At 70.8% G+C, this 22860-nt stretch carries 20 protein-coding genes; 4 read left to right on the top strand and 16 right to left on the bottom strand.

Features of this window, described 5'->3' with window-relative positions:
• The first annotated feature begins 31 nt into the window (after positions 1-31).
• Positions 32-241, top strand: a complete 210-nt coding sequence (locus ASE56_RS17530; protein WP_056231754.1) for a tautomerase family protein — start codon at positions 32-34, stop codon at positions 239-241.
• A gap of 82 nt (positions 242-323) precedes the next feature.
• Here the strand turns inward: ASE56_RS17530 and ASE56_RS15465 are convergent, their stop codons facing one another.
• From ASE56_RS15465 to ASE56_RS15445, 5 genes are all read right to left on the bottom strand, one after another.
• The gene (locus ASE56_RS15465) at positions 324-3269 is read right to left on the bottom strand and encodes a DEAD/DEAH box helicase (protein ID WP_056231751.1); all 2946 of its coding nucleotides are present in this window, start codon (positions 3267-3269) and stop codon (positions 324-326) included.
• 280 nt (positions 3270-3549) lie between these two features.
• Positions 3550-3960 (bottom strand): transcription antitermination factor NusB, encoded by a 411-nt coding sequence (nusB, locus tag ASE56_RS15460; RefSeq protein ID WP_056231746.1) that lies wholly within the window; start codon positions 3958-3960, stop codon positions 3550-3552.
• 2 nt (positions 3961-3962) lie between these two features.
• On the bottom strand, positions 3963-4523 hold the full coding sequence (efp, locus tag ASE56_RS15455; protein WP_056231743.1) for an elongation factor P: 561 nt from the start codon (positions 4521-4523) through the stop codon (positions 3963-3965).
• A gap of 72 nt (positions 4524-4595) precedes the next feature.
• Entirely contained in the window at positions 4596-5054 is a 459-nt protein-coding gene (locus tag ASE56_RS15450; protein WP_056231740.1) for a type II 3-dehydroquinate dehydratase, read from the bottom strand.
• 13 nt (positions 5055-5067) lie between these two features.
• Positions 5068-6879 carry a sugar phosphate isomerase/epimerase and 4-hydroxyphenylpyruvate domain-containing protein gene (locus ASE56_RS15445; RefSeq protein ID WP_056231737.1) on the bottom strand — a complete coding sequence of 604 codons (1812 nt, stop codon included), beginning with the start codon at positions 6877-6879 and terminating at the stop codon, positions 5068-5070.
• A gap of 62 nt (positions 6880-6941) precedes the next feature.
• On the opposite strand from ASE56_RS15445, the gene ASE56_RS15440 reads away from it, so the two are divergent.
• From ASE56_RS15440 to ASE56_RS15430, 3 genes are all read left to right on the top strand, one after another.
• Positions 6942-7574 (top strand): TetR/AcrR family transcriptional regulator, encoded by a 633-nt coding sequence (locus ASE56_RS15440; protein ID WP_056231733.1) that lies wholly within the window; start codon positions 6942-6944, stop codon positions 7572-7574.
• A gap of 215 nt (positions 7575-7789) precedes the next feature.
• Positions 7790-8695 carry a shikimate dehydrogenase gene (locus tag ASE56_RS15435; RefSeq protein WP_056231728.1) on the top strand — a complete coding sequence of 302 codons (906 nt, stop codon included), beginning with the start codon at positions 7790-7792 and terminating at the stop codon, positions 8693-8695.
• A gap of 13 nt (positions 8696-8708) precedes the next feature.
• On the top strand, positions 8709-10028 hold the full coding sequence (locus ASE56_RS15430) for an MFS transporter (RefSeq protein WP_056231723.1): 1320 nt from the start codon (positions 8709-8711) through the stop codon (positions 10026-10028).
• A gap of 124 nt (positions 10029-10152) precedes the next feature.
• Here the strand turns inward: ASE56_RS15430 and ASE56_RS15425 are convergent, their stop codons facing one another.
• The 11 genes from ASE56_RS15425 to ASE56_RS15375 all read right to left on the bottom strand — a co-directional run bounded on the left by ASE56_RS15425 (position 10153) and on the right by ASE56_RS15375 (position 22802).
• Positions 10153-10644: an N-acetyltransferase gene (locus ASE56_RS15425; protein ID WP_235557015.1), complete on the bottom strand. Its 492-nt coding sequence runs from the start codon at positions 10642-10644 to the stop codon at positions 10153-10155.
• A 151-nt stretch (positions 10645-10795) separates the two neighbouring features.
• The gene (gene aroB / locus ASE56_RS15420) at positions 10796-11872 is read right to left on the bottom strand and encodes a 3-dehydroquinate synthase (RefSeq protein WP_056231713.1); all 1077 of its coding nucleotides are present in this window, start codon (positions 11870-11872) and stop codon (positions 10796-10798) included.
• Complete coding sequence (locus ASE56_RS15415) at positions 11869-12423, bottom strand: shikimate kinase (protein WP_056231708.1); 555 nt, start codon at positions 12421-12423, stop codon at positions 11869-11871. The genes aroB and ASE56_RS15415 overlap by 4 nt, the downstream gene beginning before the upstream one ends.
• Positions 12410-13636, bottom strand: coding sequence for a chorismate synthase (aroC, locus tag ASE56_RS15410; protein WP_056231703.1), 1227 nt, complete (start codon positions 13634-13636; stop codon positions 12410-12412). Before aroC ends, ASE56_RS15415 begins: the two co-directional genes overlap by 14 nt.
• Before the next feature lie 4 nt (positions 13637-13640).
• Complete coding sequence (locus ASE56_RS15405) at positions 13641-14477, bottom strand: shikimate dehydrogenase (RefSeq protein ID WP_056231700.1); 837 nt, start codon at positions 14475-14477, stop codon at positions 13641-13643.
• Positions 14471-16318, bottom strand: coding sequence for an endolytic transglycosylase MltG (mltG, locus tag ASE56_RS15400; RefSeq protein ID WP_056231696.1), 1848 nt, complete (start codon positions 16316-16318; stop codon positions 14471-14473). Before mltG ends, ASE56_RS15405 begins: the two co-directional genes overlap by 7 nt.
• Before the next feature lies 1 nt (position 16319).
• Positions 16320-16793 (bottom strand): Holliday junction resolvase RuvX, encoded by a 474-nt coding sequence (ruvX, locus tag ASE56_RS15395; RefSeq protein ID WP_056231693.1) that lies wholly within the window; start codon positions 16791-16793, stop codon positions 16320-16322.
• On the bottom strand, positions 16790-19459 hold the full coding sequence (gene alaS / locus ASE56_RS15390; RefSeq protein WP_056231688.1) for an alanine--tRNA ligase: 2670 nt from the start codon (positions 19457-19459) through the stop codon (positions 16790-16792). The genes ruvX and alaS overlap by 4 nt, the downstream gene beginning before the upstream one ends.
• A 63-nt stretch (positions 19460-19522) precedes the next feature.
• The gene (locus tag ASE56_RS15385; protein WP_074695157.1) at positions 19523-19810 is read right to left on the bottom strand and encodes an ATPase; all 288 of its coding nucleotides are present in this window, start codon (positions 19808-19810) and stop codon (positions 19523-19525) included.
• A gap of 764 nt (positions 19811-20574) precedes the next feature.
• Positions 20575-21204, bottom strand: a complete 630-nt coding sequence (rpsD, locus tag ASE56_RS15380) for a 30S ribosomal protein S4 (protein ID WP_056231683.1) — start codon at positions 21202-21204, stop codon at positions 20575-20577.
• 188 nt (positions 21205-21392) lie between these two features.
• The gene (locus tag ASE56_RS15375; RefSeq protein ID WP_156371758.1) at positions 21393-22802 is read right to left on the bottom strand and encodes a replication-associated recombination protein A; all 1410 of its coding nucleotides are present in this window, start codon (positions 22800-22802) and stop codon (positions 21393-21395) included.
• Positions 22803-22860: the final 58 nt, after the last annotated feature.

Genomic DNA, 22860 nt, shown 5'->3' with positions numbered 1-22860 from the left:
GCGAGAGCCCGGGGAGTGCAGGGGTGTCGAGATGTCGTCGTCAAGCCGCCCTCGTCCATATCGTCGCGGAGTACCGTGCCCGACGAACCGACGAACCCTGTACCGCGCTCTCGCTCGCAACCTGAAGGACCGCCTCGACATCGGCGGGGAGGACCTCGTCGTGAGCATCACCGAGAACGGCGACGCCGACTGGTCGTTCGGTCACGGCACCGCGCAGTTCCTGACGGGCGAGCTCGGCTGAGATCCCGGATGCCGCTTCCCGGGCATCCCGCGACACCTCGCCCGACCGCGGAGCGCGCCATGATCGGACGCCGGCACCCCGGTCACGGCCCGAGCAAGCCCCGGATGTCGTCCGCGTCGAGGGCTGCGGCGAACGCGTCCTCATCATCGATCACCGCGTCGAACAGAGCCGCCTTGCGGTGCTGCAGCGCTCGCACCTTCTCTTCGACCGTTCCCGCGGCGATGAGGCGGTACACGAACACGCTCTTGGTCTGACCGATGCGGTGCACGCGATCGATCGCCTGATTCTCGGCGGCGGGATTCCACCACGGATCCAGAAGGAACACGTACTCCGCCTCGGTGAGGGTCAGACCGAAACCGCCGGCTTTGAGGCTGATGAGGAACACGGGAGCATCCCCCTCGCGGAACCCGTCGATCACCTCGCCTCGGCGAGCCGTTGACCCGTCGAGGTGCGCATACGCGAGACCCGCGGCATCCAGTCGCTCCGCAGCCAGATCGAGGAACGACGTGAACTGACTGAACACCAGCGCACGGTGCCCCTCGGCCGCCACCTCGACGAGACGGTCGAGCAGCACGTCGAGCTTCGCCGAGCCCAGATGCGCGTCGCGGTCGTTGACAAGCCCCGGGGCCAGGGCCAGCATGCGCAGCAGGGTCAGCGAGCGGAAGACGATGAAGCGCTGCCGATCGAGATCGTCGAGCAACCCGAGCACCTTCTGCCGCTCGCGCTGCAGCACACGGTCGTACAGCTCCTGGTGCGCGGGACCGAGGGGAACCGCGATCTCCTGCTCCTGCTTGGGAGGCAGATCGGATGCCACGACGTCCTTCGTGCGACGCAGCAGGAACGGCCGCACCCGACGGCGCAGACGATCGAGCGTCTTCTCGCGGTGCGCGCTCGCCGCGGCCGCCGACAGTGCGGTGGGGGCATCGGACGGCAGTTGCTCGATCGCCCGGGTGTAGTCCTCGCGGAACTGCCGGATCGAGGGGAAGAGCCCCGGAGCGGTGAGCGAGAGCAGCGCCCACAGGTCGTCGAGACCGTTCTCGATCGGCGTCCCGGTCGCGGCGAACACCGCGTCGGTCTGCAACGCCGCGATCGCGCGATGGATACGCGTCGCGGGGTTCTTCACGAACTGCGCCTCATCGAGCACGACGCCCGCCCAGTGCGGTTCGGCGAACTCCGCGGCATCCGCCCGCACGACCCCGTAGGGGGCCACCACGATGTCGACGCCCCCCGCGATGTCGGTGATCGCGGACTGTCGGCGAACGGCCGTCGCCTCGACCATCGCGACCCGCAGGTCGGGTGCGAAGCGCGCCACCTCGTCTCGCCACGTCGGCAGGACCGAGGTGGGCGCGACGACGAGCCAGGGGCGCCGCTCCCCCGCGGCCTTCGCATGGGCGATCAGGGCCAGAAATTGCAGGGTCTTGCCGAGACCCATGTCGTCGGCGAGGATCCCGCCGAGCCGGTGCCGGTGCAGCAGCGCGAGCCACGACAGACCCTCGCGCTGGTACGGGCGCAACTCGGCGCGGAACCCGGATGGGGTCGGCACCTCGGGCACCTCGGCGACTGCCCGCAACGCGCGCGCCAGGCCGCGCCACTCGACGGCTGCCTCGGACTGGTCGGCGAGGTCTTCGAACTCCGCCCACAGGGCGAGGTGCGTGCGCGGAAGCCGCGGACCGGTTTCCCACTCGTCGAGCGCCGCCGCCTCTTCAAGCAGGTCGCGAAGCCGCTGCAGGGCCGGATGCGCGAGCGAGAACCATGCGCCGTCCGAGAGCTTGATGCGCGTGCGCCCCCGCGACAGCGCCGAGAACAGCGTTCCGAACGGGATCGTGCGCCCCTCGATCGTCACGACGATGCCGAGGTCGAACCAGTCGCGATCGAGCGACTCGACCGCCGTGATCCGCAGCGACGGGTCACCCCTCAGCTCGCGGAACGTCGGCGCCGTGCCGGTCGTGCGCACCCGCACCTCGTCGAGCACGTCGATCGCGGGGAGCACCCGGGTCGCGAACACGGCGGCATCCGCGTCGTGCAGGTTCGCGCGGGGCGCCACGGGGAGGTCGGATGCCGCCATCCACGCCGTCTCGAACCGCTCGCCGATCTGCGCCTCGGCGCGGAGGTCGCGCTCGGCGTCGTCGGTCGCGTCGTACGCGACGCGACGAGCACCCGGGTACACCCACTCGAGTCGATAGGCGACGTCGTCATCGGCGTAGGCCACCGCGACCTCGAGCGTCGGGCGATCGGGCGGCGGGGCCGGGACCCCTGCTCCGACCGACAGCGGCGCGCGCCGTGCGAGTCGCGGGTACACCTCGGCGACGAACTCGTCGGCCTCCGTGCGCGGCACATCGACGCCCGCGGTGCCGAGGAGCGTCGGGAGGGGTGCGGGCAACGCCACGGGCGCGAGAACGATCGGCACGGGGTCGCGGTCGAGTTCGAACACGAACAGTCCCGACTCGCCGATCGCGCGCGCTCGCGTCGCGTCGACGGTGTCGCCTTCGAGCGTGAGGTCGGCCGAGATGCGCAACGCTCCCCCACCCACGGCGTCGAGCGCGACCCGTGCGGTCGCTTCGCCCGCGAGACGCACGCTCTGCTGGGGGTTCATCGACACGATCGGGATGCCGAGCTCCGCCGCCGCGTCCAGGTGCGGCCACAGCAGGGGCGAGGACACGGCGTCGAGGGCCACCGTGTCGCCGGATGGGGCGAAGGGTCCCGTGGTCCGGAACGCTTGGGCGAGGGCGAACAGTTCGGCGAACCACTGCACGTGCGCCGGGTCGAACCGCCCCGCCGATCGTCGTACGGTCTCCCACGTGGCATCCGCCCGGATCCAGGCGTCGCGCGCCCCGCGAACGAGCGGACGGGCAGCGAGCTGCAGGTCGTCCTGCCGCTGTGCGAGCAGACGCGGCGTCACGGGAACGACCGCGCGGGCTTCCCACCGTGCGGGGTCGTACGCCTCGCGCTGGCGCAGCTCGATACCCAGCGCGAGCGCCGCGTGCGGCTCGGCCCCGCTCGCGGGGATCAGCTCACGCCACGACGTCACGCCGCGATCCTTCCGCGGACCTCCGACATCGACGCCCGCCCGCGCGGTGCGCAGCGGCCCCCGCCACACGCAGAAACGGTCTTGACGCGCGTGAACGCGAGTTTTTCGCTGTCTTCGGCGCCGACAGCGTCCACAGGCGAAGAATCGCGACGGAGCCGAACTCTGCGACCCACCGACAGTCCGCCGATCCGCACGCGCGCGGCATCCGCCCCGCTCGGGAAACGACGCGACGCGACCGCCGACCGAGGGTCGGGGCCGCGTCGAGACACGTCGATAGGGCTCAGGACGAGCGCGCGATCCGCGCCAGCACGCCGTGCACGAACGAACCGGAGTCGTCGGTCGAGAACTCCTTCGCGAGCTCCACCGCTTCGTCGATCGCGACGGCGGTGGGGACCTCGTCGTTGTAGAGGATCTCCCACGTGCCCATGCGCAGCAGCGCACGGTCGACGGCGGGCATGCGCTGCAGCGACCAGTCTTTCGCGAACGTGGTGATCTGCTCGTCGATCGCGTCGCGGTTGTCGATCACTCCGTCGACGATGTCGCGGGCGTAGAGCCACGAGGCCTCGCGGGCGGGCTCGGAGGCGGCGCGCTTCGCTTCGGTGGCGAGCATGATCGCGAGCTCTTCGCCGCGGACGTCTGCCTGGAAGAGGATGTCGAGGGCGCGCTTGCGCGCTTTGGTACGGGCGCTCAAGGTCAGCTGATGCGGCCGAGGTACTCGCCGGTGCGAGTGTCGACCTTGATCTTCGTGCCGGTCTCGAGGAACAGGGGAACCTGCATCTCGTAGCCGGTCTCGACGGTGGCGGGCTTGGTGCCGGCCGACGAACGGTCGCCCTGCAGGCCGGGCTCGGTGTACGTCACCTCGAGGATGACGGACGGCGGCATCTCGACGTAGAGGGGGTTGCCGTTGTTGAGGGCGATCTGCACCTGCTGGTTCTCGAGCAGGAAGTTCGCGGCGTCGCCGACGGTGGCCGCGCCGACCGTGATCTGGTCGTAGTCGGCGACGTCCATGAACACGAAGCCGTCGCCGTCGTTGTACAGGTAGGTGAAGTCGCGGCGATCGACGTTCTCGGTCTCGATCTTGGCGCCGGCGTTGAAGGTCTTGTCGACGACCTTGCCGCTCATGACGTTCTTCAGCTTCGTGCGGACGAACGCGCCGCCCTTTCCGGGCTTGACGTGCTGGAACTCCACGACGCTCCAGAGCTGACCGTCGATGTTCAGGACGACGCCGTTCTTGATGTCTGCGGTGGATGCCATGAGTGCCGATATTCCGTTTCGTGAGTCGAAGTGGGCGAGAGCCCGACGTCAGAGTCTACGCGATCCCCGCCGTCAGCCGTCTGCGCGACCCGAGATCACCTCGACGAGGAGGTCGACGGCGCGCGCGTAGCCGGGTACTCCCTCGCCGATGACGTGCACCGCGGCGACGTCGTGGATGTACGAGAAGTGGCGGAAGCTCTCGCGCTCGAGGATGTTCGAGATGTGCACTTCGGCGACGGGGAGGTCGACGGATGCCAGCGCATCGCGCAACGACACGGAGGTGTGCGTCAGCCCTCCGGCGTTGATGACGATCCCGGCGCAGTCGAGCCGCGCGGTGTGGATCTCGTCGATCAGCACGCCCTCGTGGTTGCTCTGGACGGCGCGCACCTCGAGGCCGTGACGAGCCGCTGTCTCGCTCGTCACGCGCTCGACGTCGGCGAGGGTGTCGCGACCGTAGATCTCGGGCTGCCGGGTGCCGAGCAGGTTGAGGTTCGGACCGTTGACGAGCAGCAGGCGGCGGGGCGTGGTCATGCTCGGCACGCTATCAGCGCCGACCCTGCGCGCTCAGGCGGACCGGGGCCGTCCCCGCGCCGTATCCGGCGTAGTCGTCCACGCGCTGGACGAACTCGAGGAACACTTCGCCGATCGTGCGCGTGTAGAAGTGCAGGTATTCGCCCGCGGCGTCGCGGTCGTAGCCGAGATGCAGCTCGCGCAGCTCGTCGACCGCGGCATCCGTCATCTCGAACCGTGCGGCGAGGTCGTCGTAGTAGTTGCGGGGCATCGCGAGGGGGACGAAACCCCGCGCCCGTGCGGCGCGCGCCAGGGCGCGCACGTCGGTGCAGGCGAAGGCGACGTGCTGCGGCAGGGCGGCACCGGCGCGCTCGCCCGCGAGGATCGGCGGTGCGACGTTGAGGGGCAGTCGCACTCCGCCGCCGGGGGCGCCGAGCACGCGGCTGGCGACGAGGCCCTGCGGCCCGGGCACCTCGGTGCTGCTGTCGACGCGCAGGGCGAACCCGGCGGTGTAGAAGAGGGTGGCTTCTTCGATCGCCTGCCAGGGCTGCGAGAGGCTCACGTGGTCGACGCCGATCACCTCGCTCGGGCGTTCGGGTTCGCCGTGCTCGAACTCCGCGACCCACGCCGGTTCGCCCTCGTCGGCGGCCTGGGCCCAGTACACCTCGGTGCCGTCGGGAGCGACGGCGCCGTCGAGTCGCTCCTCGCTCGCGTAAGTGCGGCGCCAGGCGCGCGGCACGCGGAGCTCGTCCATGCGCAGGTCGACCGCTTCGGCGTCGTCGACCTCGAGACCGATCGCCGCGAGTCGCGGCTCCCATCCCCGCGCGTGCTGTTCGTTCAGCACGACGCGCGCGTTCCCGGCGGTCCAGAGGATCACGGGCTTCGTACGGTGGCGCCCGCGAGAGGTGAAGCCGAGCTGCCCTAGGAGCTCCTCGACCGCGGAGGTGTCCTCCGCCTTGATCTCGACGAAGTCCACCCCCGAGGGGGCCGCGGAGTCGGGAAGCATGCGCAGCGCGGCCGGCGCCGTCGGTCGGGCGCGCGCCACCGCGTCTTCGAGCCAGCGCAGCGACCGCCGCGCGTGGCGGGCCGTGCGCAGCGCGTCGGTCTGTCGGAAGGTGTCGTTGAACACCTCGAGCGACCACGGGCCCGAGTACCCGGCATCCACGATCCTCGCCGTGAAGTCCACGAGGTCGAAGTCTCCTTCGCCGGGGAAGAGGCGGTGGTGGCGACTCCACGAGAGCACGTCCATGCTCAGGCGCGGGGCGTCGGCGAGTTGGACGAAGAAGATCTTCTCGGCGGGGATCCGGGAGATGTCGGCCGGGTCGTGCCCGCGAGAGAGGATGTGGAACGAATCGAGGCAGACCCCCACCGCGGGGTGAGCGGCGAGCTCGACGATGTGCCAGGCGCGGCGGTAGTCGTCGACGAAACGGCCCCACGCGAGGGCTTCGAAGGCGATCCGGATGCCGTGCCTCTGTGCGAGGTCTCCGAGCCGGCGCAACTGCCCGGCCGACACCTCGTCGTCGTCGATCGTCGCGGTCGCGACGTTGCTGCAGCACAGCACGAGGTCGATGCCGAGGCGGTTCATGAGACGGAACTTGGCCTCGGCGCGGCGGAGAACGGCGGAGAACGCGACCTCGTCGACGCCCTCCACGTCGCGCATCGGTTGGTAGAGGTCGAGGGTGAGGTGCAGGCGGGCCGCGAGCGCGGCGATCTCCTCGGGGCTCTCGGGGGCCGCCAGCAGGTCGGGTTCGAAGATCTCGACGCCGTCGAAACCGGCGTCGGCGCACGCGTGGAGTTTGTCGGCCAGGGTGCCGCTGATGCAGACGGTCGCCATCGAGGTCCTCATGGCGGCCGAATGTACCAGTTAGTACAAACGGGGTCCACTCCCCCGTCCAGTAGGTTGAAGCCATGGCCGAGGCACGTCGAGACGCCGAACGCACGCGTTCCGAACTGCTCGCGGTGGCGACGGAGGTGTTCGCCGAAGACGGCTTCTCGGGCGCCCGCGTCGACGAGATCGCCGCCCGCACGCGCACCACGAAGCGGATGATCTACTACTACTTCGGTAGCAAAGAGGGGCTCTACCGGGCCGTCCTCGAAGAGGCGTACCGCGGGATCCGCGAGGCCGAGCGCTCGATCGACGTCGATCACGCCGACCCGGTCGACGCGATCCGCGCCCTCGCGGAGCTGACCTACGACCACCACGTCGGGCACGACGCTTTCATTCGTCTCGTGGCGATCGAGAACATCCACCGCGGCACCTTCATCCGCCAGATCGAGGGACTGCGCACCCTGTCGCAACCGGCCAAGGGTCTGCTCGACGAGATCCTCGAGCGCGGCCGCGCCGACGGCATCTTCCGCGCCGACGTCGACGCGATCGACGTGCACCTCGTGATCAGCTCCTACTGCGTGTTCCAGGTCGCGAACCGGTACACCTTCGGGCACCTGTTCGACGTCGACCTCTCCTCCCCCGACCGCCGCCCGCACCTGCGCGCGGTGATCGGCGACGTGGTCGTCGGCTGGCTCACGGCTCCCGCGCGCTGATCGCACGGAGGGGGCATGACGGTCCCCGGACCCTTCGGCACCCTCAGGGATCTCGCGACACGGGTGGCTGAGCCCGTCGAAGCCACCGGATACCCGCGCGGCGCCCCGGGTCCACAGCGTGCGGAATCTTGTCGTTGACACCACCGCGCGATCGTGGTTTCCTCTGAACGTACCGGTTAGTACATAAGCCGGTGTCGCGGAGACGAAGGAGTACCGTGATCGACTCGCACCCCTATCTCGTGGGCCTCATCGGCACGGGCGTGCTCCCGTCGCTGACGCCGCCCATGCACATGGCCGAGGCCCGCGCGCTCGGGCTCACCTACGTCTACCGCCCGCTCGATCTGACCGCTCTCGGCATCGATCCCGACCGCATCGGCGACGTGCTCGCCTGGGCCGAACGTCTCGGCTACGACGCCGTCAACGTCACCCACCCCTGCAAGCAGAGCGTGCTCTCCCACCTCGACCGCATCGATCCGGTCGCCGCGGCCCTCGGCGCGGTCAACACCGTGCTCTTCACCCCCACCGGGCGCGTCGGACACAACACCGACACGACCGGTTTCGCCGCCGCGTTCACCGATGGGCTTCCGGATGCCGAGACCCGGCACGTCGTCCAGCTCGGCGCCGGCGGGGCGGGGTCGGCCGTCGCCGACGCGCTGCTGCGCCTGGGCACCGCCCGGCTGAGCATCGTCGATCTCGACCCGTCGCGAGCGCGGGGCCTCGCGGACGACCTCGCCGCACGGCATCCGCTCGCCGTCGTCGACACCGCCTCCCCCACCGACCTGCCCGCCGTGCTCGCCGACGCCGACGGCCTCGTGCACTGCACCCCCGTCGGCATGGCCGAGCACCCGGGACTCCCCCTCGACGCCGACCTGCTGCGGCCCGAGCTGTGGGTCGCCGACATCGTCTACCGGCCCCTCGACACCGAACTCCTCGTCACCGCGCGCGAGCGCGGATGCCGCACCCTCAGCGGCGGACGCATGGCGGTCCACCAGGCCGTCGACGCCTTCGCCCTCATCACCGGGACGCGACCCGATCCCGACCGCATGACCGCCCATTTCCTCGACCTCGTCACCCCCGGCCCGACCGCCGACCTCCCCGTCGGCCCGGCCCTCTCCCGCTAAGGAGCACTCGTCCATGACCACCACCGCAACGACGCGGAAGACTCCCGTGAAGGCGGCCACCGCCAGCTTCATGGGAAGCGCCGTGGAGTACTACGACTTCTTCCTGTTCGGCTCGGCCGCCGCCCTCATCTTCCCGACCGTGTTCTTCCCGTCGGGTGACCAGGCGGCCCTCGTGATGTCGTTCGCGACCTTCGGGTTCGCGTACATCGCGCGTCCCTTCGGCGCGGTCATCCTGGGCCACTTCGGTGACCGCATCGGTCGACAGAAGGTGCTGATGTTCACCCTGCTGCTGATGGGGCTCTCGACCTTCGTCATCGGCTGCCTCCCCGGTTTCGCGCAGATCGGCTGGTTCGCTCCGGCCCTGCTCGTGCTGTGCCGCCTCGCGCAGGGGCTCTCGGCCGCCGGCGAGCAGGCGGGCGCGTCGTCGCTCACCCTCGAGCACGCCCCCGACTCGCGCCGCTCGTTCTTCACGTCGTGGACGCTCACCGGCACCCAGGGCGGGCAGATCCTCGCGGCCCTCATCTTCATCCCGGTGGTCGCCCTCCCCGATGAGATCAAGTTCTCGTGGGGCTGGCGCGTGCCGTTCTGGCTGAGTGCGGTCGTCGTGGTCGTGGCGTTCTTCATCCGCCGCAGCCTGCACGAGACGCCCGAGTTCGAGCAGGCCAAAGCCGACGGCCAGATCGCCCGCATGCCGCTCGTGCCGCTTCTGAAGAACCACTGGCGCGACGTGCTGCGCGTCATCTGCTGCGCGTTCATCGCCGCCGTGTCGACCGTGTTCGGGACGCTCGCCATCGCCTACGGCAAGGAGCAGGGACTCGACGCCAGCGTCACCCTGTGGCTCGTCGTCGTGGCCAACGTCGTCGCCCTGCTCACCCAGCCCCTGTTCGGCAAGCTCGCCGACCGGATCGGCCGCAAGCCCGTCTTCATCTACGGGGCGTTGTCGTCGGCGGTGTTCATGCCGTTCTACATGCTGTCGATGGGGGCGGGGAACACGCTCGTCACCTTCGGTCTCGCGATCCTCACCTTCTCGTGCGGATACGCCGCCGCCAACGCCGTGTGGCCGTCGTTCTACGGCGAGATGTTCAGCGTTCGCGTGCGCTTCTCGGGCATGGCGATCGGCACGCAGCTCGGGTTCCTTATGGCCGGGTTCGCGCCGAGCATCGTCGCAGCGCTCGGCGGAGGGTCCGCCGGCGGCTGGGTCGTGATCAGCGTCTTCACCGCGGTCATCGCCGTGATCGCCTCGGTGAGCGCGCTGACCGCTCGCGAGACGAAGGACGTGCCCACCGACCAGCTGGGTCTCGCGGCCGAGCGTCGCGTCCCGGCCACGGTCTGACCTGTCACGCAGAGGCCCCGTCTCCTTCGGGAGGCGGGGCTTCCGCGTGCGCGGGGCTTTCGTGTCCGCGGGGTGCGGCCTCGCACTAGAGAGGACGAGGGGCGGATGCCGTCGGCTGTACGCGTCAGAGCGTGCGCAGAGACCTGCTCATCGCGAGCTCGGCGCCGATGGGGCCGGTGAAGGTCTCGCCCGTCGCGACGAATCCGGCGCGACGATAGACGGCCTGGGCGCGGTGGTTGTCGACGTGCACGTCGAGCGACAGCGTCTCGAAGCCCTGCTCGGCTGTCCACCGCGCGGCGGCGTCGAGCAGAGCGTCGATCGCGCCGCTGCCCCGCGCTTCGGGCGCGACGTAGACGCCCACGACGTCGGCGCGGCCCTGGGGCAGCCTCCGCCCGGTGTGGTCGATCTCGCCCGCGTGACGCACGAGCACGGTCACCGACCCGACCCACGTGTCGCCGTCTTCGGCCACGAACATCGCCGTCGAGCCGCCGGAGGCTCCGCCGGCGGCTCGTTCGTCCCAGAACGCGGGCTCGCGCTCGAGCTCCTGCTCGCGGGTGGTGAGGAAAGCGATGGATGCCACCGGGTCGCTCACCGCGCGCAGCCGCAGTTCGCACACGCGTGCGCCCTCGCCCGCGCGCACCCGGCGTACGCCGATCCTCACTCCCGCACCCCGCCCGTGGGTGCAGGGCGCGGGGCGCGTCCCGCCCGGGTCCGGTTGCGGCTGACGAACGGGGCGTTGTCGACGGGTGTCCCCCGTCGGGCGGTGCTCACGCACCGACCTCCTGGTACGCCGCGAACAGCAGCGACTCGTCGGGCGCCTGCAGCACCGTCGGGCGGGCGAGGTCGTCGAGCACGATGAACCGCAGCATGCTGCCGCGGCTCTTCTTGTCGCGCTGCATGGTCGCCTTGAGCGTCTGGAACGCGCCGGCGCGGTAGGTCGTGGGGAGCCCCAGCGACTCGAGCACCGTGCGGTGGCGCTGAGCGACGTCGTCGGACAGGCGGCCCGCGAGGCGCGACAGCTCGGCCGCGAACACCATGCCGACCGAGATCGCCGCGCCGTGGCGCCAGCGGTAGCGCTCGGCGTGCTCGATCGCGTGGCCGAGCGTGTGGCCGTAGTTCAGCACCTCGCGCAGCCCGGCCTCGCGCAGGTCCTCGCCGACGACGCGCGCCTTCATGTCGATCGCGAGCTCGACGCAGCGGCGGAAGCCCTCTCCGCGCGGATCGACGATCCCCTCAGGGTCGGCCTCGATGAGGTCGAGGATCTCGGGATGCCAGATGAAGCCCGCCTTGACCACCTCGGCGAACCCGGCGGTCGCCTCGTTCTTCGACAGCGTGTCGAGCAGGTCCAGGTCGCACACCACGGCGACCGGGGGCCAGAACGCGCCGACGAGGTTCTTGCCCTCGGCGGTGTTGATGCCGGTCTTTCCGCCCACCGCGGCATCCACCATTCCGAGCACGGTCGTCGGAACCTGCACGAGCGCGACGCCGCGCAACCAGGTCGCCGCGACGAAGCCCGCGAGGTCGGTAACCGCTCCCCCGCCGAAACCGACGACGACGTCGGTGCGGGTGAAGTCGGCCTGTCCCATGACCTGCCAGCAGAAGGCCGCGACCTCGACGCGTTTTCCGGCCTCGGCGTCGGGGATCTCGGCGAGCAGCACCTGCCGGTCGCCCATCAGCTGCGACCGCAGCTCCTCGGCTTGCTTCGCGAGCGTCGGCGGGTGCACGACGAGCACCTTCTGCGCCCCCGCGGGGAGCGTCTCGCCGAGCGAGGCGAGCAGGCCCCGACCGATCGTGATGTCGTAGCCGGGGTCACCGGCGACGCTGATGGTGGTGGTGTCGGTCATGCCGTCTCTCCGGCCGGCACACGGCGTGCCCAGGCCACGATGTCGTCCACGACCCGCGAGAGGGGGCCGGACGAGGTGTCGAATGCGATGTCGGCCGTCTGCTCGTAGACGGGTCGTCGCTCGTCGAAGATGCGCTGCCAGCGCGCGACGGGGTCTTCTCCGCCGAGCAACGGCCGCTCGTCGCCGTGGATCCGGGATGCCACGACATGCGGCGCCACCGTCAGCAGCACGACGTGATGCGCGCGCAGACGTTCGCGCGTCAGCGGGTCGAGCACTGCTCCCCCGCCGAGCGCCACGACACCGCCGCGGGCCAGGGCCTCGACGACCGCGTCGCGCTCCAGGGCGCGGAAGTGCGGTTCGCCGTGGGCGACGAACAGTGCCGGGATCGGACCGTGGTCGCGCACGACGAGCTTGTCGGTGTCGGTGAACGGCGTTCCGAGCGCGCGCGCCACGCGACGGCCCACGCTCGTCTTTCCCGCCCCCATCGGCCCGATGAGCACGACGGCGGGACCCGCGGACGCGGTCTCGGAAGCGGCGTCAGGCGAGGTCATGCGCGAGGAGCGCCGCGTCGGACGCGTCGGTCGTGCGCAGCGTCTCGGGCAGGTTCGCGAGGTAGGTCTCGACGTTGCGGCGGGTCTCGACGATGTTGTCGCCGCCGAACTTCTCGAGGACGGCGTCGGCGAGGGTGATCGCGACCATGGCCTCGGCGACGACGCCGGCGGCGGGGACCGCGCAGACGTCGGAGCGCTGGTGGTGCGCGGCAGCGGTGTCGCCCGTGGCGACGTCGACCGTGCGCAGGGCCTTCGGGATCGTCGCGATCGGCTTCATGCCGGCGCGCACGCGCAGCACGGTGCCGGTCGACATGCCGCCCTCGGTGCCGCCCGCGCGATCGGACGACCGGGTGATCCCGTCACCCGTGGCGAAGAGCTCGTCGTGCGCCTGCGATCCACGGCGGGTCGTGGTGAGGAAGCCGTCGCCGACCTCGACGCCCTTGATCGCCTGGATGCTCATGAGGGCCTGAGCGAGCTTGGCGTCCAGCCGACGATCCCACTGCACGTGGGAGCCCAGTCCGGGCGGGAGGCCGTAGGCGAGGACCTCGACGACGCCGCCGAGCGTGTCGCCGGCCTTCTTCGCGTCGTCGACCTCGGCGACCATCGCGGCGCTCGTCTCGGCGTGGAAGCAACGCAGCGGATCGGCGTCGAGACGATCGACGTCGTCTGGAGTCGGGAACTCCGCGTCGTCAGGGACGCGCACGGGACCGATCGAGAGCGTGTGGCTGACCAGACGGATGCCGAGTTCGTTCAGGAACGAACGCGCGACGGCGCCGAGGGCGACGCGTGCGGCGGTCTCGCGGGCCGAGGCCCGCTCGAGGATCGGTCGGGCCTCGTCGAAGCCGTACTTCTGCATGCCGACGAGGTCGGCGTGTCCGGGACGCGGGCGCGTGAGAGCGGCCCCGCGGCCGCGAGAGCGGTCGGACAGCTCGACGGGCTCGGGGCTCATGACCTCGGTCCACTTGGGCCACTCGGTGTTGCCGATGCGCAGCGCGATGGGGCTGCCGATCGTGAAGCCGTGCACGATGCCGGTGGACAGCGACAGCTCGTCTTCTTCGAACTTCATGCGCGAGCCCCGGCCGTAGCCGAGGCGACGACGCGCGAGTTCGGCGCGGATCTGGGCCGAAGAGATCGGAACGCCGGCCGGCATCCCTTCCATGAGGGCGATCAGCTCGGGGCCGTGGGACTCGCCGGCGGTGAGAACGCGAAGCATGGTCCTAGTCTCCCATGAGCGCGGTGCGCATTGCGGCCAGCACCTCGGCCTCGCGCTCGACGGCGACCCCGGGGTCTCCCCCGACGAAGACGCGCACTTGCAGCAGGGCCTGGTGCAGAAGCATCGCGAGACCGTCGTGCGCCTCCCCTCCCGCGCGCTCCCACGCCCGCGCGAGCGGGGTCGGCCAGCCCCCGTAGACGACGTCGACGAGCGGACCCGAGACGGATGCCAGATCGTCGGCGACCCGGCCGAGGTCGGTGCCCCCGGGCAAAGCCGCGACGGTGGCGTCGACGGGTGCCAGGAGCGGTTGGTCCAGGGCGGCGACCTGGATCGCCACGCCCAGGGCGTCGCCGAGAGCGGCGATCGGCGCGGCGGCCTCGGGACGGCGGGCGCGCACCTCGACGGTCCGGGCACCGGCGCGGGCCGCCGCGACGACCGCGGAGGTCGCGGTGGCCCCCGCGCCGAGCACGCGGATGGCGTCGGGCTCCCGCACCCCGAACTCGTCCAGTGCCCGCGCGAGGCCGCCCACGTCGGTGTTGAAGCCGCGGGGTCCGTCCTCGCTCAGCAGGAAGGTGTTGACGGCGCCGGTGAGGCGCGCATCGTCGTCGAGCGAGATCGCGTCGCGCGCGGCGGCGTGCTTGAGCGGCATGGTGAGCGAGAGGCCGCGCCAGTCGGGATCCAGACTCCTCCAGGCACTCTCGAAGCCCGCCTCGTCGACCTGCTTGCGCCCGTACTCCCAATCGAGCTCGAGGACGTTGTACGCGGCCGCGTGCAGTCGGGGCGACCGCGAGTGCGCGATCGGGTCGCCCCAGACGGCGAGGCGGCGTGGGGCGGTCAGCATCCGCCGTTCGGGTTCTCGCGGCACCACTGCTGGAACTGCGCGACCGCCTTCTCCTGATCGGCGTAGGTGGTCGAGAACACCGTCTCGCCCGTCGACAGGTTCACGGTCGTGAAGTAGTACCAGGGTCCGTCGACCGGATGCATCGCGGCATCGATCGCGAGGTCTCCGGCATTGGCGATCGGTCCGACCGGCAGCCCGGGGTACTTGTACGTGTTGTACGGGTTGTCGCCGTTAAGGGCGTTCGCGCTCGACGATGACGATCCGGCGTCGAGTTCGTTCGCGCCGTACTGCGCCGTGGAGTCCATCTGCAGCAGACCGTGCGTCTCGGTGTTGTCCGGCTGCAAGCGATTCTCGATCACGCGCGAGACCTTGTAGAAGTCTTCGCTGCTGCGCGCCTCGCGCTCGATGATCGAGGCGATCGTCAGGATGCGCTCCCGGTCGTCGGGTGCGACACCGGCCTTGTCGAGCGACTCGATCGTGCGCTTGACCATGCGGTCGATGACCTGCTGGGCGGTGACGCCGTCGTCGAAGTCGTAGGTGGCGGGGAAGATCCAGCCTTCGAGGGTCGGAGCCGTCACCCCGTACGTCGAGGGCGTCGCCACCGCCGCATCGAGGTCGGCGCGCGGGATGCTCGTCTGCTCGGAGATGATGTCGAGCGACTGCTTCAGGGTCAGGCCCTCGCGCAGCTGCACGGAGTTGTCGAGCCTGTTCGCCGGATCCTTCAGGGCGGCCAGCACCGCCTCCGAGGTCATCTGCTGCTGCAGTTTGTAGACGCCGGGCTGGAACGTGAAACCGACGGCGTTGTCGACCATGTACTTGTAGAGCGAGTTGGAGGCCTTCGTCACCCCCGCCTCGAAGAGCTTGGGCGAGACGGACTCCCCCGTGTCGCCCGCCACGATCGTCACGCGGGCCTCGCCGGTGGCTTGGCCCGCCTCGTACTCGAGCGACTCCCCGTTGCCGAGGAACGCCTGCACGCGGTCACCGTAGGTGTTCCACAGCGCGATACCGCCGCCGGCGACACCACCGACGAGGATCAGCACGATCGCCAGGGCGATCCAGCGACCGACGGACCGGCGCCGCTTCGGGGGTTTCTGCGGCGCCCACCCGATCTGCTGCGTGGTGGTCTCGCCGGTGAACAGGTCTTCGAGGGAGCCGGATGCCGCGCCCGAGCCGGACGCTGCGGAGGCGGCCGCGCCGGCGCCGGCACCGACGAGCACGGGCTCGCGATCGCGCGACGGCTCCGTGCGGCGGGCGTTCGCTCCGGAGCGCGGGGCGTCGGCGGCGCGCGGGGCGTCGGCTCGGCGGGCGGCGGCTTGCCACGCGGCGGACTGCGTGTCGCGGGCCGGCTGTGCGTCGACGGGGGTTCCGGCTACGGCGGGGGCGCCCGTGCGACGGGGGCCGGGAACGGTGTCGCCGCCGCGGCGCGGACCGGGAGCGTCCTCGGATCGGCGGGCCGCGGGAGTCGAGCGCTCGGACGGGATCGAGGAGGCGGCGGGTCGGGGCGACGACGACGGCTCGATCCGGCGCGCAGCCTGCTGCTCATCGGCCGCGCGGGGGGCCGGCGCGGGCGCGGCTGCGGCGGGAAGGGATTCGGTCGGGCGAGGCGCCTCGGCAGACGGGGTGGTGTTCTCGTCCGCTGGGCGAGCGGCCTGCTCCGACCCGATGATCGGGGTCGCTTCCGTCGCGGCCCGGCGGGCCTCTCGAGCTGCTCGGCGCGACGGAGGCGCGGCATCCGTCTGCGGTGCGGACTCTCGCGAGCTGCGGGCGCCGGTGCGGGGGTCGGGCAGGCGACCGTAAAGATCCGCGAACGGGTCGTTCTCGGGGGGCTGGTTCTCGGGCATGTCAGGCGGGCTCCTGTCCCGGTGTGACGGTGGGTCCGGCCGGCTCGCCAGACTGTCGCTCCACGTCGAGCGCCTGCTGCAGAAGGACCACAGCGGCGACTTGGTCCACAATGCTACGAGAATCCCGCTGGGAACGCCCTGCTTCTCTCAACACGCCGTGCGCCGAGACCGTACTCAGCCGTTCGTCGACCAGCCGCACGGGCATGGGGAGCGCCTCCGCCAGAGCAGCCGCGAACGTCCGGGCGTCGGTGGTCGATGCCGTGTCCTCCCCGCGCAGGTTGAGGGGCAGCCCGACCAGGATCTCGAAGGCCTCGTACTCCGCCGCGAGAGCCGCGATCCGGCGGAGCGGCTCCCCCTTGCGGGGTACGGTCTCGACCGGAACGGCCAGCACCCCGTCCGGATCCGACCGTGCCACGCCCACGCGGGCACGCCCGACGTCGATACCGAACCGGATGCCGCGCCGGAACGCCGTCACGCGGTGGTCGCCCGCACGTCCGCGACGATGCCGTCGAGCGCCTGCGGCAGAGCCGTGGCATCCGTCCCGCCACCCTGGGCGACATCGGGACGTCCGCCGCCGCCGCCGCCGAGCACGCCCGCGGCGTTCTTCGCCAGGGCACCGGCGGCGAGACCCCGCTCGCGCGCGGCGTCGTTGGTGACGACGACGACCGTCGCACGGCCACCCGCGACGCTCGCGAGAGCGACGACCGCCGGGTCGGTGCCCAGGCGGTCGCGCACCTGCAGGGCGAGCGAGCGCACGTCGTCGGCCGACGCGGCCTCGCCCAGGCTCTGCGCGACGACGCGCACGGTACCGACGGCGACGGCCGATTCGACCAGCTGCGGCAGGCGACCGGTCAGGGCCTGCGCCTCGAAGGCCGCGATCTTCTTCTCGGCGGCCTTGAGGTTGGCGGCCAGCTCCGCGATGCGCGTGGGCAGCTGCTCGCGCGGGGTCTTCAGGCTCGAGCTGAGCTGCGAGACGATCGCGCGCTCCGCTGCCAGGTCGCGGAAGGCGTCGAGGCCGACCAGGGCCTCCACGCGGCGGTTCGAGGCGCCGACCGACTGCTCGCCGACGAGGTTGACCAGGCCGATCTCCGCGCTGCGGGCGACGTGGGTGCCACCGCACAGCTCGCGCGACCAGGGGCCGCCGATGTCGACCATGCGCACGGTGTCGCCGTACTTCTCGCCGAACAGCGCCATGGCGCCGGCGGCCTTCGCCTCGTCGAGCGACATCACGCGCGTGGTGACCTCGAGGTTGTCGCGCACGGCGTTGTTGGCGATGTCCTCGATCTCGGTGCGGGTCTCGGGCGACAGCGCCGAGCCCCAGCTGAAGTCGAAGCGCATGTACCCGGCGCGGTTGAGCGAGCCGGTCTGCGTCGCGGTCTTGCCGAGCGTGTCGCGGATCGCCGCGTGCACGAGGTGCGTCGCGGTGTGCGCCTGCTGGGCGGCGTGGCGGTTCAGCGCGTCGACGACCGTCGTCGCGGGCGCGCCGACCGACACCTCGCCCGTGGTGACCTCGACGGTGTGGCTGACCAGGCCCGGAACGGGGCGCTGCACGTCGAGCACCTCGAGCTCGTAGCCCGGGCCGACGATGACGCCCTTGTCGGCGACCTGGCCGCCCGACTCCGCGTACAGGGCGGTCTCGGCGAGGATGACCTCAGCGATCTGGCCCTCCGACGCGCGGTCGGTGCCCTGGCCCTGCACGAGGATGCCGAGGATCTTCGATTCCGTCTGCATCTCGGTGTAGCCGGTGAACACCGTCTCACCGAGCGCGCGGAACTCGCGGTACGCGCTCTGATCGGCGATCGCCCCCTTGCGGGCGCGGGCGTCGGCCTTGGCGCGCGTGCGCTGCTCGAGCATGAGGGTGTCGAAGGCGGCGCGGTCGACCGACAGCCCGGCCTCTTCGGCGATCTCGAGGGTGAGATCGATCGGGAACCCGTAGGTGTCGTGCAGCAGGAACGCCTCGGAGCCCGACAGGGTGGTGCCGCCGCCGTTCTTGGCCTCGACGACCGACTGGTCGAGGATCGCGGATCCGGCGGCCAGCGTGCGCAGGAACGTCTGCTCCTCGGCGATCGCGTAGGCCGAGAGGCGCGCGTAGTCGGCCTCGACCTCGGGGTACGACTCCTTCATCGCGTCGCGCGAGGCGGCGAAGAGCTCGGGGAAGGTCGCGCCCTCGACGCCCAGCAGACGCATCGAGCGGATCGCGCGGCGCATGATGCGGCGCAGGATGTAGCCGCGGCCTTCGTTCGAGGGGGTCACGCCGTCGGCGAGCAGCATGAGCGAGGAGCGCACGTGGTCGGCGACGATGCGCAGCCGCACGTCGTCGTCGTGCGACTCCTGGCCGTACGACTTGCCGGCGAGCTTCGCGGCCAGGTCGAGCACGGGGCGCACCTGGTCGGTCTCGTACATGTTGTCGACGCCCTGCTTGATGAACGCGATGCGCTCCAGGCCCATGCCGGTGTCGATGTTCTTGGCGGGGAGTTCGCCGACGATGTCGAAGTCGTACTTGGAGCGCACGTTCGTGATCTCGTACTGCATGAACACGAGGTTCCAGATCTCGACGTAGCGGTCGTCGTCGGTCGCGGGACCGCCGTCGATGCCGTACGCGGGGCCGCGATCGAAGAAGATCTCCGAGCAGGGGCCGGCGGGGCCCGGCAGGCCGGTCGACCAGTAGTTCGTGTCCTTGCCGAGGCGCTGGATGCGCTCGTCGGGCAGGGTGCTGAGCTTCAGCCAGAGGTCGCGCGCCTCTTCGTCCTCTTCGTAGACGGTGACCCACAGGTCCTTCGGGTCGAAGGCGAGTCCGCCCTCCGACTCGGGCGCGGTGAGCAGCTCCCACGCGAAGCGGATCGCGTCTTCCTTGAAGTAGTCGCCGAACGACCAGTTGCCGAGCATCTGGAAGAAGGTGCCGTGACGCGGGGTCTTGCCGACTTCTTCGATGTCGTTGGTGCGGATGCACTTCTGCACGTCGGCCGCGCGCGGGTACGGCGGCGGGACGACACCGCTGAGGTACGGGATGAAGGGCACCATGCCCGCCACGGTGAACAGCAGGGCCGGGTCGTCGGTGACGAGCGAGGCCGAGGGGACGATCGTGTGGTTCTTCTTCTCGAAGAAGTCGAGGAAGCGCTGGGCGATCTCGGCGGTTTTCATGGCGGGTCTTTCCGTACGCATGCGGATCCGCCCCACGTGCCGGGGGCGGGAGGCCGGAGGGGGTCAGTCGGAGGAGGAAACGGCCTTCTTGGCCGCGGCGGCGGCGGATTCCACCGCGTCGCCGGTCTTGTCGACAGCGGAGGAGGCGACGCCCTTGGCGTCGTCGATGATCTCGGAGAGACGGTTCTCCTGCTGGTGGTAGGCGTCGCTCATGTGGTCGGTGAACTCGCCGATGCGCGAGTCGAGCTGCGCGAGCAGCTCCTGACCGCGGGGGTCCTTGTTGACGAGATGGGCGGCGACGAAACCGCCGGCGATACCCAGCGCGAACCAGACGAGGCTTTTCACGATCACCACTTCTTCCTCGATACGACGCCGCGATCACGGCATTCCCCATCGTAGGCGAGGGGCCCCGCGCTACGCACAAGGCAGACCTGTGTATGCCGCGTCTCCGGCGTCCATCCCGCCGACGGCCCCCATCGCGCACCCGCGCCGGCACCGTCCGGGACAGCCGCATCGACTCCCCCGCGGCCGGTTGCCGCGTATGGTCGGCGGCTCGGCGGAGATGCGCCGTCTCGGGCACACGAATCAACGCCGTGCGCGTTCGGTTGCCGCCTATGGTGGACGGCTCGGCGGAGCATGCGCCATCTCGGGCACACGAATCAGCGCCGTGCGCGTTCGGTTGCCGCCTATGGTCGGCGGCTCGGCGGTCGGCGGCTCGGCGGAGATGCGCCATCTCGGGCACACGAATCAACGCCGTGCGCGTTCTGTTGCCGCCTATGGTGGACGGCTCGGCGGAGCATGCGCCATTTCGGGCACACGAATCCACGGCGTGCGCGTTCGGTTGCCGCCTATGGTGGACGGCTCGGCGGAGCATGCGCCATCTCGGGCAGATGACTTCACGGCGTGCGCATTCGATCGCCGCAAACGGTCATCGAGGCCGGGCAAGACCCGCCGTCTGGGGCAAACGAATCCAGCGCGAGCAGAGCGCGCCCCCGGGACGACGAAGGGCCGCGCGAGAGCGCGACCCGAAAAAGGCGAAGGGCCGCGCGAGAGCACGACCCGAAAACGGCGAAGGGCGCCGGGAGAACCCGACGCCCTTCGTGTGCTCGCTGGGATCAGCGGGCGGCGTAGTACTCGACGACGAGCTGCACGTCACACGTGACGGGCACCTCGGCGCGCTTGGGGCGACGCACGAGCTTCGCCTGCAGCGTGGAGAGGTCGACCTCGAGGTAGCCCGGAACGGGGGGCAGCACTTCGGCGTGCCCACCGGCGGCGGCGACCTGGAAGGGCTCGAGGCCCTCGCTCTTGGTCTTGACGTGGATCAGCTGACCCGGCTTCACGCGGAACGACGGGCGGTCCACGAGCTGGCCGTCGACCATGATGTGGCGGTGCACGACGAGCTGGCGAGCCTGCGCGGTGGTGCGGGCGAAGCCCGAACGCACGACGAGGGCGTCCAGACGCATCTCGAGCAGCTCGACCAGGTTCTCACCGGTCAGGCCGTCGGTGCGGCGGGCCTCGTTGAACGCGATGCGCAGCTGCTTCTCGCGGATGCCGTACTGCTCGCGCAGACGCTGCTTCTCACGGAGACGGACGGCGTAGTCGCTGTCGGCCTTGCGCTTGGTACGGCCGTGCTCGCCGGGAGCGTAGGGACGCTTCTCGAGGTAGCGGGCGGCCTTGGGGGTGAGTGCGACGCCGAGGGCGCGCGACAGACGCACCTTGCGGCGGTCCTGAGACTTCGTGGTCACGAAGTTCTCCTTCCGATGACGTGGCCGCGCCTTTCACGGCTCACGGGCGTATCGCCCCCTTCCGCCCGATCCGAAGCGCACGCCGGGGCGCACCGGAAGGTGATCACAGGAAGGAGGGGATGCCCGAAAACCCTGTTTCGAGCCGGTTCATGCTATCAGAGCGGGCCGGGCGCATTCCGGATGCCGTGTCACCGGCCCTCGAGGATGCGGCGGATCTTCTCGAGGCGTGCCGAGACGTCGCGTTCGGCACCGTGACTGGTGGGTTCGTAGTACCGCCTGCCGACGAGCTCGTCGGGCAGGTACTGCTGCGTGACGATGCCGATGTCGCTGTCGTGCGCGTACTTGTAGCCTTTGCCGTGCCCGAGACGCTTGGCTCCGGGATAGTGCGCGTCGCGCAGGTGCATCGGCACGCGACCGAAGCCGCCGGCGCGCACATCGGCGATCGCGGCGTTGATGGCGTTGTAGGCGGCGTTCGACTTGGCGGTCGTGGCCAGGTACACGGTCGCTTCGGCGAGCGGGATCCGCCCCTCGGGCATGCCGATGAACGCCACAGCGTCGGCCGCGGCCACCGCGATCTGCAGGGCCTGCGGGTCGGCCATGCCGATGTCCTCGGCGGCCGAGATGACCAGGCGCCGCGCGATGAAGCGGGGGTCCTCCCCCGCCTCGATCATGCGCGCGAGGTAGTGGATCGCGGCATCCGGATCCGACCCCCGCACCGACTTGATGAAGGCACTGATGACGTCGTAGTGCTCGTCTCCCTGCCGGTCGTAGCGCAGCAGGGCGCGGTCGACGGCCTGGGCGATGTGGTCGGCGGTGATGACGGGCAGTTCGTCGCCCTCGCCCGTGAACGGGCCGGGGTCCTGTTCGTCGTCATCGTCTTCGTCATCGTCTCGGGCCGCAGGAGCCGGGGCCCCCGCGTCGTCACCCGCGACCGAAGCCGCGGCCTCGAGGGCGGTGAGAGCGCGTCGCGCATCGCCGGAGGCCAGACGCACCAGGGCCGCCCGGGCGTCGTCGTCGAGCACCACCCGACCGGCCAGACCGCGTGGGTCGGCCACGGCCCGGTCGACGAGAGCGCCGAGGTCGTCGTCGCCGAGCGGGCGGAGGGTGAGCAGGAGAGATCGCGAGAGCAAGGGAGAGATGACCGAGAACGACGGGTTCTCGGTGGTGGCGGCGATCAACACGACCCAGCCGTTCTCGACACCCGGCAGTAGGGCGTCCTGCTGCGCCTTGGTGAAGCGGTGGATTTCGTCGAGGAAGAGGATGGTCGACTGGCCGTACAGATCTCGTCGCGTCAGCGCTTCTTGCATGACCTCGCGCACGTCTTTGACGCCCGCCGTGATGGCCGAGAGCTCGACGAAACGTCGCCCGGACGACCGGGCGATCGCCTGCGCCAGCGTGGTCTTGCCGGTGCCGGGCGGACCCCACAGGATGACCGAGGCGGCCGAGACGGATGCCGAGGAGTCGGTCGTCGCGAGAGTGACCAGCGGGGAGCCGGGTCGCAGCAGATGCCCTTGGCCGGCCACCTCGTCGAGGCTCATCGGCCGCATGCGCACCGCCAGCGGCGTCTGGCCTTGGAAGAGCGCGGAGGAAGGGGTCACCTCTCCAGGCTAACCGGGGCCTCCGACACGGGGACCTCCCGTGCCCCCGCCGCGATCC

Origin of the sequence: Microbacterium sp. Leaf203, assembly GCF_001421275.1 — a bacterium.
In the GTDB taxonomy this organism is placed as follows: domain Bacteria; phylum Actinomycetota; class Actinomycetes; order Actinomycetales; family Microbacteriaceae; genus Microbacterium; species Microbacterium testaceum_A.
Note: the sequence above shows the minus strand (reverse complement) of the source record. Positions and strands in the feature narration are given on the sequence as shown.

Excerpts from the sequence above, each read along its gene's own strand:
- efp (WP_056231743.1), bottom strand. The coding sequence starts at position 4,523 with ATGGCATCCACCGCAGACATCAAGAACGGCGTCGTCCTGAACATCGAC.
- ASE56_RS17530 (WP_056231754.1), top strand. The coding sequence starts at position 32 with ATGTCGTCGTCAAGCCGCCCTCGTCCATATCGTCGCGGAGTACCGTGC.
- ASE56_RS15415 (WP_056231708.1), bottom strand. The coding sequence starts at position 12,423 with ATGACCTCGCCTGACGCCGCTTCCGAGACCGCGTCCGCGGGTCCCGCC.
- ASE56_RS15430 (WP_056231723.1), top strand. The coding sequence starts at position 8,709 with ATGACCACCACCGCAACGACGCGGAAGACTCCCGTGAAGGCGGCCACC.
- ASE56_RS15405 (WP_056231700.1), bottom strand. The coding sequence starts at position 14,477 with ATGCTGACCGCCCCACGCCGCCTCGCCGTCTGGGGCGACCCGATCGCG.
- ASE56_RS15445 (WP_056231737.1), bottom strand. The coding sequence starts at position 6,879 with ATGAGGACCTCGATGGCGACCGTCTGCATCAGCGGCACCCTGGCCGAC.
- ASE56_RS15450 (WP_056231740.1), bottom strand. The coding sequence starts at position 5,054 with ATGACCACGCCCCGCCGCCTGCTGCTCGTCAACGGTCCGAACCTCAAC.
- aroB (WP_056231713.1), bottom strand. The coding sequence starts at position 11,872 with ATGACCGACACCACCACCATCAGCGTCGCCGGTGACCCCGGCTACGAC.
- ASE56_RS15440 (WP_056231733.1), top strand. The coding sequence starts at position 6,942 with ATGGCCGAGGCACGTCGAGACGCCGAACGCACGCGTTCCGAACTGCTC.
- alaS (WP_056231688.1), bottom strand. The coding sequence starts at position 19,459 with ATGAAAACCGCCGAGATCGCCCAGCGCTTCCTCGACTTCTTCGAGAAG.
- mltG (WP_056231696.1), bottom strand. The coding sequence starts at position 16,318 with ATGCCCGAGAACCAGCCCCCCGAGAACGACCCGTTCGCGGATCTTTAC.
- aroC (WP_056231703.1), bottom strand. The coding sequence starts at position 13,636 with ATGCTTCGCGTTCTCACCGCCGGCGAGTCCCACGGCCCCGAGCTGATC.